A 14,992-nucleotide genomic window follows, 5' to 3' on the forward strand; every position below is an offset into this window, starting at 1 on the left:
CATTCGAACAGTAGGCCCGGTAAGCGAAGCGCCACCGGGCGGTGTATCAGGCCTCACGTTTCCCCGGGAACATCACGCTCGCAATAATTCCCAGTGCCAGCACGCCTAATACCACAAACAGGCTGGAAGTCGCGCCAATGCTGTAACCGTGATGCCAGAAGTGGTCGGTGGCATTTAACCCCAGCTTGAACGCCACGAAGAACAGCAGCAGCACCACGGCTTTCTCGAGATGCACCAGATACTGCTTCAGCGCTTCCAGCACGAAGTAAAGCGTACGCAGGCCGAGAATGGCGAACATCATGGCGCTGTAGATAATCAGCGGTTCGCGGCTCACGGCAATAATGGCCGGCACGGAGTCAAACGCGAACATCACGTCAGAGAGCTCGACGACGGCCACGCAAAGCAGCAGCGGCGTCGCATAGCGCTTCGCCTTCTTAACGCGTCCCACCGTCACGTCCTGGTTTTCCGGTTTTTCGAGCTCCGCATCCACCTCTTTCTGCGTCAGAATAAAGGCATTGCTGCTGATTTTCGGCCAGACAGGATAGAAGCGCTTCACCAGACGATAGGCGAGATGACCCGAGTAATCTTCCACTTCGTCACTCTCTTCATTGCGTTTGAGCATCATCACCGCCGTCCAGCCGACGACCAGCGCGAAGATCACTTCTACGTAAGGCCCCAGGCTTAACAGGCTGGTGCCGATAGCCACAAAGATACCGCGGAAGACAATCGCCCCCAGCACGCCCCAGTAAAGCACGCGGTGACGGTACTTATCCGGCACGCCGAACCAGGCGAAGATCGCCATCATCACAAACAGGTTATCGACGGAGAGCACCTCTTCCAGCGCATAGCCGGTGAGGAACAGGCTCGCCATCTCGGCGCCGTGGTGAACATAGAGGAATCCGGCGAAGGCCATCGCCATCATGACCCAGAAAATGGACCACATCGCCGCGCTTTTCAGCGAGACGGGTTTATCGTGACGGTGCATAAAGAGGTCAATAAACATCGCCCCAACGGCCATCACCACAAAGACAACAACGGTTTCCGTCGGGAAACCGAGATGAGCAGCAGACATACAAAACCCTTTTGGCAGACAAAACACAACACCATGCAAACTGGCGTAAACCAGGAACAGAAAAGGGCGGGCCGTTAATCAGCCTCTTCGCCCTCAAATTCGCGGCCTTCGGGCCGCGCAAGGAGGGGTACTTTACCTTACCAGACGGGGATCGTGCATCTGCCGTTTTAGGCGCTCATGCCGCGCAAACGCTGCAGCACCGCCACCAGAACCGCCACGGACCAGCCCACCATCAACGCGCCCACCAGCCCTTCCACACCGCCGATGAGCCGCCAGTGCTGGGGTAGCGTGACGTCGCCGTATCCTACCGTCGCGTAGCTGACCAGTGAAAAATAGAAGCTGGTGTTCCAGTCATTAAACGCGCCGATGACAAAATAAAACGCAGCAAACAGTCCGGCCTCAAGGAGGTGGGCGAAGATCATGGAGATGACGATACCGACGTTGCGTAACACGATGCGTACCGCAGAATCGACTTCTAATTTAATGAATTTTAAAACGCCAAACATCCACAGCGAATGGATCACCACGGTGAGGGTAAGCAAAATAATAATACTGAGTAGCTGCATGAGGCGTGCTCGACCAAAAGGAATAAGGCCCCGCGAACGCGGCGGGGCGCCAGGTCGAAGCTTAGTTGAACGGAGAGGAAAAGTTGGCGCAATAATTGCGTTGCGTGATTATTTCTCTGCCAGCGCCTGCGCACACGCCCAGGCGCTTGCCCACGCCCACTGGAAGTTGTACCCGCCGAGCCAGCCGGTCACATCCATCACTTCGCCAATAAAATAGAGCCCCGGCACGTTGCGCGCTTCCATGGTGCGGGACGAGAGCTCATTCGTGTCCACCCCGCCCAGCGTCACTTCCGCCGTGCGGTAGCCTTCGGTGCCGTTTGGCTGAACGCGCCAGGCTGTCAGCGTCTCAACCAGCACCTCCTGCTCGCGGCTGTTAAGCTGCTTAAGCGACACGTCGGGGATCTGCCCCAGCACCTGCAAACATTCCACCAGACGTTTTGGCAGCTGCATTGCCAGGGTATTTTTCAGGCTTTGATTCGGGTGCGCGGTACGCTGCTCGTTAAGGAACGCGTCGAGATCGCAGTCCGGGAGCAGGTTAACCGTGACGAATTCCCCCGGCTGCCAGTAGCTGGAGATTTGCAGTACCGCCGGGCCGGAGAGACCGCGATGGGTAAAGAGCAGATTTTCACGGAAAACCGTCCCGTCTTCGGCGGTAATGACCGAGGGAACGGACACGCCAGACAGCGTCTGAAGCTGTTCGAGAAGCGGTTTATGCAGCGTGAACGGCACCAGCCCGGCGCGCGTGGGCAAGACTTTCAGGCCAAACTGTTCGGCAATCTTATAGCCAAACGGGGAAGCGCCCAGCCCCGGCATGGACAGGCCGCCGCTGGCGATCACCAGGCTGTCTGCGCTGACGGTTTCACCGTTCAGCTGCAGCGTGTAGCCCTGCTCGTCGCGCATGACCTCCAGCACTTCCGTGCGCAGGCGCATGACGACACCGCCCTTCTCGCACTCGGCCACCAGCATATCGACAATCTGCTGCGCGGAGTCGTCGCAGAACAGCTGTCCCAGCGTCTTTTCATGCCACGCGATGCCGTGCTTGCCTACCAGGCCGATAAAATCCCACTGGGTGTAACGCGCCAGTGCAGATTTACAAAAATGACGGTTTTGGCTCAAATAGGCCGCGGGTTCAACATACAGGTTAGTAAAGTTGCAGCGCCCGCCACCGGACATCAGGATCTTACGGCCTGGCTTTTTACCGTTATCCAGCAGCAGCACGCGACGACCCGCCTGTCCGGCCATGGCCGCACAAAACATACCCGCCGCACCGGCGCCAATTACCACGGCATCAAACCTTTCCACGTCAAAACCCTCTTTGTTAACTGCCGCGGATTGTAAAGTTTCCTCTGTGGTCACACCAGCGTAAAAAGATATTACAAAGCCATTTCCTTGAAATTTAACGAATATCCTTTCTGGCTGTTTTCTCAAATCAGGTGGTATGTCAAAAAAAGTCTATATTTCACTTTGCCCGCCGTGCATTTGTCCTGGATAATGCGCCGCGTTCATGTCCTCAAAATGGCGTAACGTCCTATGCTACATTTGTTTGCCGGCCTGGATTTACATACCGGGCTTTTATTATTGCTTGCTCTGGTTTTTGTACTGTTTTACGAAGCGATCAACGGCTTCCACGACACTGCAAACGCAGTAGCGACGGTTATCTACACTCGCGCAATGCGATCGCAGCTTGCGGTTGTTATGGCGGCGGTATTTAACTTCTTTGGTGTCCTCCTGGGCGGACTGAGCGTTGCGTATGCCATTGTGCATATGCTGCCAACGGATCTGCTGCTTAACGTTAGTTCTGGCCATGGCCTTGCTATGGTGTTCTCAATGCTGCTTGCTGCAATTATCTGGAACCTCGGTACCTGGTATTTCGGCCTGCCTGCATCCAGTTCTCACACACTCATCGGCGCGATTATCGGTATCGGGTTAACGAACGCCCTCATGACCGGTACTTCGGTTGTTGATGCGTTAAATATCCCGAAAGTACTGGGGATCTTCGCCTCACTCATCGTCTCCCCTATCGTGGGTCTGGTGGTGGCTGGCGGGCTGATCTTCATCCTGCGTCGTTACTGGAGCAATACCAAAAAACGCTCCCGTATTCACCTGACGCCGGCAGAGCGTGAAAAGAAAGACGGCAAGAAAAAGCCGCCATTCTGGACGCGTATTGCCCTGATCATTTCCGCTATCGGCGTGGCGTTCTCACACGGCGCGAACGATGGTCAGAAAGGCATTGGTCTGGTGATGCTGGTACTGATTGGCGTCGCACCGGCTGGATTCGTGGTCAACATGAATGCTTCCGGCTACGAAATCACCCGTACCCGCGATGCGGTCAACAACGTCGAAACCTATTTCCAGCAGCATCCCGAACTGCTGAAGAAGGCGACCGGCGTTGACCAGTTAATCCCTTCTCCGGAAGCCGGTGCCACAACTGCACCAGGTGAGTTCCACTGCCATCCGGCAAACGCGATTAACGCGCTGGAACGTGCGAAAGGCATGCTGGGCAATATCGAAAGCTATGACAAACTGACCGTTGAGCAGCGTGGTCAGCTGCGTCGCATCATGCTGTGCATTTCTGATGTGACGGATAAAGTGGCGAAGCTGCCTGACGTGAATGCTGACGACCAGCGTCTCCTGAAGAAACTGAAAGGCGATATGCTCAACACCATCGAGTACGCGCCAATCTGGATCATCATGGCCGTCGCGCTGGCACTGGGTATCGGTACAATGATTGGCTGGCGTCGTGTGGCGACCACCATCGGCGAGAAGATCGGTAAGAAAGGCATGACCTATGCGCAGGGTATGTCCGCGCAGATGACGGCGGCGGTTTCTATCGGTCTGGCAAGCTATACCGGTATGCCGGTCTCAACTACCCACGTACTCTCCTCGTCCGTGGCAGGTACCATGATTGTTGACGGCGGCGGTCTGCAGCGCAAAACCGTGACCAACATTCTGATGGCCTGGGTGTTCACCCTTCCGGCCTCTATCCTGCTGTCTGGCGGTTTGTACTGGATTTCGCTGAAGCTGATTTAATCGGTTGAAGGCGACAAAAAGCGGGTCAGGAAACTGACCCGCTTTTTTTATGCTCAGTGCCAAATCATCAATGCAATCATACTGACCACGACCAGCCCGCACAGGGCGCTGGTCAAAATGAACTGACGACGCAGGCGCTCGCAGCGACGAATAAACTCTTCATCATGATGATCGCGGTAGCGCTGGTAGTAGATGTATCCCACCAGACGCATCTGCTTGCTGGGCTGTCCATGCGAGGTGAAGAACCCTCCACCGTCCACATACTGATAAAGCAACGGATCGCAACCACGAAGTACCACTAACAGCGCACGTAACGATGAGAAGTAGCGCGCCATATTCACTATGCAAACCACGCATAACGCCCAAAACAATGCGACGGTGCTAATCATACATCCTCCCCGGCGTCCGCCCACGAAGCAAGGCTCCTGAGCTACCGCACCCCAATGCCCTGACAGACAGTTCAGTGAAAGAATGACTAAAAGTCGATCCGGTTCGCGTTTTAATATCCGAACGGCTCATTTAATAGTGTAGGAGATCCGTTAATTTTTTTGCCACAAGGTTAATCGTTATCAACACCAAAGCTTGAAAAATATGTTTAACTGGGCCGTAATGAAAGCATCAGACGACGGCTTTCCTATTTAGTCATCGATAACTTAAGGAAGGAGTAACACTATGGCTTACAAACACATTCTCATCGCGGTAGACCTCTCTCCGGAGAGCAAAGTGCTGGTTGATAAAGCGGTATCCATGGCACGTCCCTACAACGCGAAAGTTTCGCTGATTCACGTTGACGTGAATTACTCCGACCTCTACACCGGTCTGATCGACGTGAATCTTGGCGATATGCAGAAACGCATCTCCGAAGAGACTCACCATGCGCTGAGCGAACTGTCCACCAACGCGGGCTATCCAATCACCGAAACCCTGAGCGGTAGCGGCGACCTGGGCCAGGTGCTGGTTGATGCGATCAAGAAATACGACATGGACCTGGTGGTTTGCGGTCACCATCAGGACTTCTGGAGCAAGCTGATGTCTTCAGCACGCCAGCTGATTAACACCGTTCATGTAGATATGCTGATTGTTCCGCTGCGTGACGAAGAAGACGAGTAAGTGCAAAAAAGCCCGGTGGCGCTAACGCTTACCGGGCCTACAAATGGCACTGAACGTAGGCCGGGTAAGGCGAAGCCGCCACCCGGCTTTTTTTATTCCGGCGTACCCGGATAAATATCAAACCGGTGTCCTTTGGTGGTCACCGCGTTAGTGGTCGCAACGTCCGCCAGCGGCGGCGCATAGTCCGGGCGCTTTACCACCACCCGCTTCGTGGCAAGCTGACGAGCCGGCTCCAGCAGGCCATCGGCATCCAAATCCGGTCCCACCAGTGACTGAAACACCCGCATCTCTTTCTTCACCAGCGCGCTTTTCTGCTTATGCGGGAACATGGGGTCGAGATAGACCACCTGCGGACGCGGGGTGATGTCGGTCAGCGCCGTCAGGCTGGAGGCGTGGATCAGCTGTAGTCGTTCCTGCAGCCACGGGCCGATTTCCGGGTCCGCATAGCCCCGCGCTAACCCATCGTCGAGCAGCGCAGCGACCACAGGATTACGCTCCAGCATCCGCACGTGACAGCCGACAGAGGCCAGCACAAAGGCATCGCGCCCTAACCCTGCCGTGGCATCGACCACGTCCGGGAGGTAGTTCCCTTTGATGCCAACCGCTTTAGCCACCGCTTCGCCGCGACCGCCGCCGAACTTGCGCCGGTGCGCCATCGCGCCGCCGACAAAGTCGACAAAAATCCCGCCGAGCTTCGGTTCATCGCGCTTGCGTAACTCCAGGTGTTCCGGCGTCATCACCAGCGCCATCAGGTTTTCTTCATCGTGCTCCAGCCCCCAGCGGGCGGCCAGAACAGATAAGGCGCCGTCTCCGGCGCCCGTTTCATCTACTAAGCAGATCTTCACGTAACAATCAGCCTTTAATCCCGTAATGCTCAAGCATCGCATCCAGCTGCGGCTCGCGTCCGCGGAAGCGTTTGAACAGCACCATTGGCTCTTCAGAACCGCCGCGGGTCAGGATGTTGTCGAGGAACGACTGGCCGGTTTCGCGGTTGAAAATCCCCTCCTCTTCGAAGCGAGAGAAGGCATCTGCCGCCAGCACGTCGGCCCACAGGTAGCTGTAGTAACCCGCCGCGTAACCGCCAGCAAAGATGTGGCTGAAGGCATGCGGGAAGCGGCCCCAGGTTGGCCCTGGAATAACGGCAACCTGCTTTTTAATCTCGGCCAGAGTTTCAAGGATTTTCGCGCCCTGCTCCGGGCTGAACTCGGCGTGCAGGCGGAAGTCGAACAGGCCGAACTCCAGCTGACGCAGGATGAACATCGCCGCCTGGTAGTTTTTCGCCGCCAGCATTTTATCCAGCAGCGCTTTCGGCAGCGGTTCGCCAGTCTCATAGTGACCGGAGATAAACGCCAGCGCGTCCGGCTCCCAGCACCAGTTTTCCATAAACTGGCTTGGCAGCTCGACCGCATCCCACGGCACGCCGCTGATGCCCGCCACGCCTGCGGTTTCGATGCGGGTCAGCATGTGGTGCAGGCCGTGACCGAATTCGTGGAACAGGGTGATCACTTCATCGTGGGTGAACAGCGCCGGTTTGCCGTTCACCGGACGGTTAAAGTTACAGGTCAGGTAGGCGACCGGCTTCTGCAGGGAGCCGTCAGCTTTACGCATCTGGCCGACGCAGTCGTCCATCCACGCCCCGCCGCGCTTGTTCTCACGCGCGTAGAGATCGAGGTAGAAGCTGCCGCGCAGTTCGTTTTTCTCGTCATACAGTTCGAAGAAACGCACGTCCGGGTGCCAGACGTCGATGTCGGTACGCTCTTTGGCGGTGATGCCGTAGATGCGTTTTACCACTTCGAACAGGCCGTTAACGGCTTTGTTTTCCGGGAAGTACGGGCGCAGCTGCTCGTCGCTGATGCTGTACAGATGCTGCTTCTGTTTTTCGCTGTAGTAAGCGATATCCCACGGCTGCAGCTCGTCCACGCCAAACTCCGCTTTCGCGAAGGCGCGCAGCTGGGCCAGCTCTTTCTCACCCTGAGGACGGGCGCGTTTCGCCAAATCGGTCAGGAAGTCGAGCACCTGCTGCGGGTTCTCGGCCATTTTAGTGGCGAGGGATTTATCGGCGTAGTTTTCGAAGCCCAGCAGCTGGGCCAGCTCGTGACGCAGGGCGAGGATTTCCGCCATTACCGGGCTGTTGTCCCACTTACCGGCATTCGGCCCCTGATCGGAGGCGCGGGTGCTGTACGCGCGGTACATCTCTTCGCGCAGGGCCTGGTTGTCGCAGTAGGTCATCACCGGCAGATAGCTCGGGATATCCAGCGTTAACAGGAAACCGTCCTGCTCTTTCGCCTCGGCCTGGGCTTTTGCCGCCGCCAGCGCGCTTTCCGGCATACCCGCAAGCTCCGCTTCGTCGGTAATCAGCTTCGTCCAGCCCATGGTGGCGTCGAGCACGTTGTTGCTGTACTGGTTGCCCAGCTCGGACAGGCGCGCGGCAATTTCACCGTAGCGGGTCTGCTTCTCTTTTGGCAGGCCAATCCCGGACAGCTCAAAATCACGCAGGGCGTTATCGACCGATTTTTTCTGCGCCGTGTTCAGCTCGGCATAATGGTCGCCGTCGCGCAGGTCGCGGTAGGCTTTGTACAGCCCTTCGTGCTGGCCGACCCAGGTGCTGTACTCAGAGAGCAGCGGCAGGGTCTGTTCGTAGGCTTCGCGCAGTTCCGGGCTGTTTTTTACCGAGTTCAGGTGGCTTACCGGGGAGAAGATACGCCCCAGCACGTCGTCCACTTCGGCCAGCGGCTGACACAGATTTTCCCAGGTGTACGGCGCGCCCTGCGCTACCACGCTTTCTACCGCCGCGCGGCAGTTGTCCAGCGATTGCGTAACGGCTGGAACCACATGCTCAGGGAGGATTTTAGAAAACGGCGGCAACGAAAAAGGCGTCAGTAATGGATTGGTCATAAACGCTGTCCTGTTGAAATAGGTGAATGAAGCGCGCATCCGGCGCTGTGCATATGGGATCTAGAATGGGGTTAAGTGTAGAGGATTTCAATGCCAGACGTGGCGGAAAAGCGCCCGGTGGCGCTGCGCTTGCCGGGCCTACGGGTAATCTGCGCCGTTCTGCTGTAAACTGTGGCAAATCGTCAATTCAGCGGAATATCATTACCCATGCTCAGTTATCGCCACAGCTTCCACGCAGGCAACCACGCCGACGTCCTTAAACACACCGTTCAGAGCCTGATCATCGAATCGCTCAAAGAGAAAGAGAAGCCGTTTCTCTATCTGGACACGCACGCGGGCGCGGGCCGTTATCAGCTGAGCGGCGAGCATGCCGAGCGTACCGGTGAATATCTGGAAGGGATTGCCCGCATCTGGCAGCAGGACGATCTGCCTGCCGAGCTGGAGCCGTACATCGGCGTGGTGAATCACTTCAACCGCAACGGCCAGCTGCGCTACTACCCGGGCTCGCCGCTGATTGCACGCCAGCTGCTGCGCGAGCAGGACAGCCTCCAGCTGACCGAGCTGCATCCGAGCGACTTCCCGCTGCTGCGTTCTGAATTCCAGAAAGACAGCCGTGCCCGCGTGGAAAAATCCGACGGATACCAGCAGCTGAAAGCCAAGCTGCCGCCGGTTTCCCGTCGCGGCCTGGTGCTGATCGACCCGCCGTACGAAATCAAAACCGACTATCAGGCAGTGGTGACCGGTATCCACGAAGGCTACAAACGCTTCGCCACCGGGACATACGCCCTGTGGTACCCGGTGGTGCTGCGCGCGCAAATCAAACGCATGATCAAAGACCTGGAAGCGACCGGCATCCGCAAAATCCTGCAGATTGAGCTGGCGGTACGTCCGGACAGCGATCAGCGCGGCATGACAGCCTCCGGTATGATTGTGATCAACCCGCCGTGGAAGCTCGAAGCGCAGATCAACAACGTGCTGCCGTGGCTGCATAAAACGCTGGTGCCAGCGGGTACAGGCCACGCCACCGTCAGTTGGATCGTGCCGGAGTAATCGCAGCCATCGGTGGAAACTATTGATTTCAGGTATACAATCGCGGCAATTCACGATTAAGGACAAAAGCTATGACTAAGCATTATGACTACATCGCAATCGGCGGCGGCAGCGGCGGCATCGCCTCCATCAACCGTGCGGCCATGTACGGCCAGAAGTGCGCGCTGATTGAAGCCAAAGCGCTGGGCGGCACCTGCGTGAACGTGGGTTGTGTACCGAAGAAAGTGATGTGGCATGCGGCACAGATCCGTGAAGCTATCCATATGTATGGCCCGGACTACGGCTTTGATACCACCATTAACCACTTCGACTGGGACAAACTGATCGCCAGCCGTACCGCCTACATCGACCGTATTCACACCTCGTACGACAACGTGCTGGGTAAAAATAACGTTGACGTCATCCACGGCTTTGCCCGCTTTGTGGACGCGAAAACGATCGAAGTGAACGGTGAGACGATCACCGCCGATCACATCCTGATCGCCACCGGCGGCCGTCCGAGCCACCCGAACATTCCGGGCGTGGAATACGGCATCGACTCCGACGGTTTCTTCGAACTGCCTGCCCTGCCTAAGCGCGTTGCCGTTGTTGGTGCGGGTTATATCGCGGTGGAACTGGCCGGCGTGATTAACGGCCTGGGCGCTGAGGCGCACCTGTTCGTGCGTAAACACGCGCCGCTGCGCAGCTTTGACCCGCTGATCGTCGATACCCTGGTTGAAGTGATGAACGCTGAAGGCCCGACCCTGCACACCAACGCCGTGCCAAAAGCGGTAGTGAAAAATGCGGACGGTAGCCTGACCCTGGAACTGGAAGATGGCCGCAGCCAGACCGTCGACTGCCTGATCTGGGCGATTGGTCGTGAACCGGCGAACGATAACTTCAACCTCGGCGTGACCGGCGTGAAAACCGACGAAAAAGGCTATATCGTCGTCGATAAATTCCAGAACACCAGCGTACCGGGCATTTATGCGGTCGGCGATAATACCGGAGCGGTTGAGCTGACGCCGGTGGCCGTTGCGGCGGGTCGTCGTCTCTCCGAGCGCCTGTTCAACAACAAGCCGGACGAGCATCTGGATTACAACCTTATCCCAACCGTAGTCTTCAGCCACCCGCCAATCGGCACCGTCGGCTTAACCGAGCCGCAGGCGCGCGAACAGTATGGCGACGACCAGGTGAAAGTGTATAAATCGGCGTTTACCGCGATGTACACCGCTGTGACATCGCACCGCCAGCCGTGCCGCATGAAGCTGGTCTGCGTGGGTCCGGACGAGAAGATTGTCGGTATCCACGGCATCGGCTTCGGCATGGACGAAATCCTGCAGGGCTTCGCCGTGGCGCTGAAGATGGGCGCAACGAAGAAAGACTTCGACAACACGGTGGCAATCCACCCGACGGCCGCGGAAGAGTTTGTGACCATGCGATAATATATCGCCTGTCAGCCACGCCATTTCCACCTTTCTTGCCGGGTGGTTGCTACGCTTACCCTGCCCCTTTTCGGGGTGGGATAAGAGCGCTGATTTTCTTACGCCGCAGTTCATCGTGACATAGCCGGGTGTCGTAAGCCCCGTCTGCCGCTGCTGCCTTGATTTTTCTGTGAGTCTGCCGGATTAGACCCGGGAAGGCTTCTGAGTCCGTTGCATTGTTTAGCGACTCCGGGCAGCGCAACGGAACGTCTATCAGGGTAAAAATCGAGCCAATAAAGCCCTGAGCAGCCCGCAGGGTCAGAATAACGCTGAGGTCTTCCCCGAGATGAAGGTGTTGCTGGCTCATACCAGGCCTGAATTGCCTCATCATCCAACCAAAAGGAGTGAACTGATGAGGGCTTTGTAGTGGGATGGCTCAATAGTCAGCAAACACACTGATGTCAGGAATCACTCTTACCACTCTGCGGAGGAGCGTTGAGAATATCGCGAATATTCACCAGCGCGTTACGTACCGCCGCTCCTCCGGCATAAAATAACAGTTGCAGGATTGTCTCAATGATTTGTTCCCGGCTTGCTCCTGCATTCAGCGCGGCTTGAGTATGTGCGCGAAGCTGCGGAACGGTATGACCAAGGGTAACGCACGATGCGATCACCACAAGTTCACGGGTTATTGTATCCAGCCCGGGGCGTGACAGAATGCCTCCCATTGCCCATTCAATCGACATATCCGTAAAGTCTGGGCACAGATCGGCCATATCCTGTCGTAATGCCTCGCCTGCACCATTGCCAAACAGATCGGTAAATATCGCTAAACCCCGTTCGCGTAGCTCTGGATTGGTCACCATAACGATTCTCCTCTGTGAGTGAGGTTATATTAAAACTCACTAACCAGAGTTGATAAACACCACTATAATTTAGTTTTTACCAACTTAAACTTGATAATCATGAACAAACTGGAAAGCATGTCGGTGTTTGTCCGCGTCGTCGAACGAGGAAGTTTTAGTGCGGTAGCCGAAGAAATGCGATTAAGCGGAACGATGGTTGGATTGCATATTAAGGCGCTGGAGCAACTTCTTGGTACCCGCTTATTGAATCGCACCACGCGCCGTCAGAGCCTGACCGATTTCGGTAGCGTTTATTATCAGCGCTGTCGAAGGATTTTAGCCGATATAGAAGATACCGAATCAGGCGCATTAGCGTTACACCAAAACCCACGAGGCAGGCTGAAGGTAGCCTGCCCTGTTTCATTCGGTGTGCATTCTCTCTCTCCCGTCACCGCGCGTTTTCTCTCCCAGTGGCCCGAAGTCACTCTGGATTTGGTTTTAAGTGATAAGGCCATGGATATGGCAGAGGAAGGAATTGATGTCATGATTAAAGTGGGCGAACTGGAGCATATGAATTCGTTGATTGCACGCCCGATCGCGGCTTATAAGTCGATAATATGTGCAGCGCCCGCTTACCTGGAAAGTGCAGGTAAGCCTGTTCATCCAGAAGAATTAATCAACCATCGTTGCCTGGGTTTTGCTCACCCTCTGGCTGGCAGTGAGTGGTTACTCCAGAATAAAGGGGAACGGATTAAAGTTCCGGTGAATATTGTGATGGCCGTTAATAACGGTGAGGCCATGCGCAGCGCTGCGTTAAATGGTCTTGGAATAATTATGCAGCCCGAAGTGTTACTAACAGAAGATTTACGCCAGGGTCGGTTAATCCCACTCCTCCCGGATTACCAACCGCTCGCCAAACCGGTGCATATTCTGACCTTTGCTGACCGCCAGCAGCTCCCCAAAATACGGCTTTACGTTGATTTTCTACTCCAGCACTTTAAAGATACGCTCTGCTTGTCTGCTTAATCCCGCTGACAAGCATCTCAATCTCTTGCCAGTGCAGGCTGCGCGACATTCTGTTCAGCCAGGCAGTGCTTCTGAGCAGCGGATGATATTCGGGTTTATTCACATATTTCGTTGCAAACGAATGCTCCGAATTTGTATGTGATGAGCCCTGTTCTCTTTCCATTTTTATATTTAAAAAAATCAGTAAGTTAGTAAGTATCACCTGCAAAAAACGCCATACTTAAACCGTGATCAACCGCACATTTCCCTCAGCCAACACCGAAGCGAATGTCTACGCTTATAAGACGCCCGGATAAACCTGTCTTTTGAACACACAACCGGAGGTCCCTATCACCATGTTCAACCAGAAACTACAGGCTACCGAGAACATCGAGTTCGAGATTGCAGAAGAGCTGCGCTACGAGACCGATCCCTGCGAGTTGAAACTGGATGAAATGATTGAGGCGGAGCCGGAACCCGAAATGATCGAGGGGCTACCCGCCTCCGATGCGTTGACGCCCGCAGACCGCTATCTTGAACTGTTCGAGCATGTGCAGTCGACCCGGCTGTTTGCGGACAGTAAAACCTTCCCCGACTGCGCGCCGAAGATGGATCCGCTGGATATCCTGATCCGCTACCGTAAGGTCAGACGCCACCGGGATTTCGACCTGCGCCAGTTTGTAGAGAACCACTTCTGGATGCCGGAAACGTACGGCACAGAATATGTCTCCGACCCGGGACTCTCCCTGAAAGAGCACATTGATAACCTGTGGCCGGTGCTGACGCGCGAGCCGCAGGATCATATTCCCTGGTCTTCCCTGCTGGCGCTGCCGCAGGCCTATATCGTCCCCGGCGGGCGATTTAGCGAGACCTACTACTGGGATTCCTATTTCTCCATGCTGGGGCTGGCGGAGAGTGGCCGTAACGATCTGCTCAAATGTATGGCGGACAACTTCGCCTGGCTGATTGAACGCTACGGGCATATCCCCAACGGCAACCGCACCTATTATCTCAGCCGCTCGCAGCCGCCGGTCTTTGCCCTGATGGTGGAGCTGTTCGAGGAGGACGGCGTGCGCGGTGCGAAACGCTATCTGGATCACCTCAAAATGGAGTACGCCTTCTGGATGGATGGCGCGGAGTCGCTGCTGCTTAACCAGGCTTACCGCAGCGCCGTGCGCATGCCGGACGGTTCACTGCTCAACCGCTACTGGGACGACCGTGATACCCCACGCGACGAATCGTGGATTGAGGATGTGGAAACTGCCCGCCACTCGGGTCGTCCGCCCAATGAGGTGTATCGCGATCTGCGCGCGGGGGCGGCGTCCGGCTGGGATTACTCGTCCCGCTGGCTGCGCGATCCGTCGCGGCTCGCCAGCATCCGCACGACGCAGTTTATCCCCATCGATCTGAATGCCTTCCTGTTCAAGCTGGAAAGCGCTATCGCCAACATCTCGGCGTCAAAAGGGGATAAAGAGACGGCAGAGGCGTTCCGCCAGAAAGCCAACGATCGCCGCGCGGCGGTGAACCGCTATCTGTGGGACGAGGAGAGCGGCTGTTACCGCGATTACGACTGGCGGCGCGAGGAACAGGCGCTGTTCTCGGCAGCCAGCATTGTGCCGCTGTACGTTGGCATGGCGACGCACGAGCAGGCCGAGCGCCTGTCTGATGCGGTCAAAGCGCGGCTGCTGACCCCGGGCGGAATTCTGGCGACCGAGTACGAAACCGGCGAGCAGTGGGATAAACCCAACGGCTGGGCGCCGCTGCAGTGGATGGCAATTCAGGGTTTCAAGCAGTATGGCAATGATTCGCTGGGGGATGAAATCGCCTGGAGCTGGCTGCATACGGTGAACCATTTTTATCAGACGCATCATAAGCTGATTGAGAAGTATCACATCGCCAGCAGTACGCCGCGAGAAGGTGGCGGTGGTGAGTATCCGCTGCAGGATGGTTTCGGCTGGACGAACGGCGTGGTACGGCGGCTGATTGGATTGTATGGGGAGCCTTAAGGGGAGTGCA

General features: G+C 56.2%; 13 protein-coding genes and 1 pseudogene. 6 read left to right on the top strand and 8 right to left on the bottom strand.

Features of this window, described 5'->3' with window-relative positions:
- Positions 1-46: 46 nt before the first annotated feature.
- From V1566_RS01600 to V1566_RS01610, 3 genes are all read right to left on the bottom strand, one after another.
- Entirely contained in the window at positions 47-1,072 is a 1,026-nt protein-coding gene (locus V1566_RS01600; protein ID WP_332985954.1) for a TerC/Alx family metal homeostasis membrane protein, read from the bottom strand.
- A gap of 167 nt (positions 1,073-1,239) precedes the next feature.
- On the bottom strand, positions 1,240-1,638 hold the full coding sequence (locus V1566_RS01605) for a potassium channel family protein (protein WP_395304888.1): 399 nt from the start codon (positions 1,636-1,638) through the stop codon (positions 1,240-1,242).
- A gap of 108 nt (positions 1,639-1,746) precedes the next feature.
- Positions 1,747-2,940, bottom strand: coding sequence for an NAD(P)/FAD-dependent oxidoreductase (locus V1566_RS01610; RefSeq protein ID WP_395304889.1), 1,194 nt, complete (start codon positions 2,938-2,940; stop codon positions 1,747-1,749).
- 228 nt (positions 2,941-3,168) lie between these two features.
- Between V1566_RS01610 and pitA the strand changes: the two genes are divergently transcribed.
- Positions 3,169-4,668, top strand: a complete 1,500-nt coding sequence (pitA, locus tag V1566_RS01615; protein ID WP_008503116.1) for an inorganic phosphate transporter PitA — start codon at positions 3,169-3,171, stop codon at positions 4,666-4,668.
- Between the two features lie 53 nt (positions 4,669-4,721).
- On the opposite strand, the gene uspB is transcribed toward pitA, so the two are convergent.
- Positions 4,722-5,057, bottom strand: a complete 336-nt coding sequence (uspB, locus tag V1566_RS01620) for a universal stress protein UspB (RefSeq protein ID WP_003861224.1) — start codon at positions 5,055-5,057, stop codon at positions 4,722-4,724.
- Between the two features lie 283 nt (positions 5,058-5,340).
- On the opposite strand from uspB, the gene uspA reads away from it, so the two are divergent.
- Entirely contained in the window at positions 5,341-5,778 is a 438-nt protein-coding gene (gene uspA, locus V1566_RS01625) for a universal stress protein UspA (protein WP_003861223.1), read from the top strand.
- Between the two features lie 92 nt (positions 5,779-5,870).
- On the opposite strand, the gene rsmJ is transcribed toward uspA, so the two are convergent.
- Together rsmJ and prlC are read right to left on the bottom strand one after the other, a co-directional pair.
- A complete protein-coding gene (rsmJ, locus tag V1566_RS01630) occupies positions 5,871-6,623 on the bottom strand; it encodes a 16S rRNA (guanine(1516)-N(2))-methyltransferase RsmJ (protein WP_395304890.1) in 753 nt (250 codons plus the stop codon).
- 7 nt (positions 6,624-6,630) lie between these two features.
- Positions 6,631-8,673 carry an oligopeptidase A gene (prlC, locus tag V1566_RS01635; protein WP_029740253.1) on the bottom strand — a complete coding sequence of 681 codons (2,043 nt, stop codon included), beginning with the start codon at positions 8,671-8,673 and terminating at the stop codon, positions 6,631-6,633.
- 207 nt (positions 8,674-8,880) lie between these two features.
- On the opposite strand from prlC, the gene V1566_RS01640 reads away from it, so the two are divergent.
- Both V1566_RS01640 and gorA read left to right on the top strand, forming a co-directional pair.
- Entirely contained in the window at positions 8,881-9,723 is an 843-nt protein-coding gene (locus V1566_RS01640; protein WP_181594004.1) for a 23S rRNA (adenine(2030)-N(6))-methyltransferase RlmJ, read from the top strand.
- A gap of 71 nt (positions 9,724-9,794) precedes the next feature.
- Positions 9,795-11,147 carry a glutathione-disulfide reductase gene (gene gorA, locus V1566_RS01645; RefSeq protein WP_395304891.1) on the top strand — a complete coding sequence of 451 codons (1,353 nt, stop codon included), beginning with the start codon at positions 9,795-9,797 and terminating at the stop codon, positions 11,145-11,147.
- 58 nt (positions 11,148-11,205) lie between these two features.
- Here gorA and V1566_RS01650 read toward each other — a convergent pair.
- Positions 11,206-11,530, bottom strand: a pseudogene (locus tag V1566_RS01650) (transposase); the annotation flags it as partial.
- Positions 11,531-11,587: 57 nt separating this feature from the next.
- Positions 11,588-11,992: a carboxymuconolactone decarboxylase family protein gene (locus tag V1566_RS01655; RefSeq protein WP_395304892.1), complete on the bottom strand. Its 405-nt coding sequence runs from the start codon at positions 11,990-11,992 to the stop codon at positions 11,588-11,590.
- A gap of 99 nt (positions 11,993-12,091) precedes the next feature.
- Here V1566_RS01655 and V1566_RS01660 point away from each other — a divergent pair, with 99 nt between their 5' ends.
- Together V1566_RS01660 and V1566_RS01665 are read left to right on the top strand one after the other, a co-directional pair.
- Positions 12,092-12,997 carry a LysR family transcriptional regulator gene (locus tag V1566_RS01660; protein ID WP_395304893.1) on the top strand — a complete coding sequence of 302 codons (906 nt, stop codon included), beginning with the start codon at positions 12,092-12,094 and terminating at the stop codon, positions 12,995-12,997.
- Between the two features lie 335 nt (positions 12,998-13,332).
- Entirely contained in the window at positions 13,333-14,982 is a 1,650-nt protein-coding gene (locus V1566_RS01665; RefSeq protein WP_395304894.1) for an alpha,alpha-trehalase, read from the top strand.
- Positions 14,983-14,992 lie beyond the last annotated feature (10 nt).

This window comes from Enterobacter sp. ECC-019 (genome assembly GCF_043974075.1).
Lineage (GTDB): Bacteria > Pseudomonadota > Gammaproteobacteria > Enterobacterales > Enterobacteriaceae > Enterobacter > Enterobacter asburiae_D.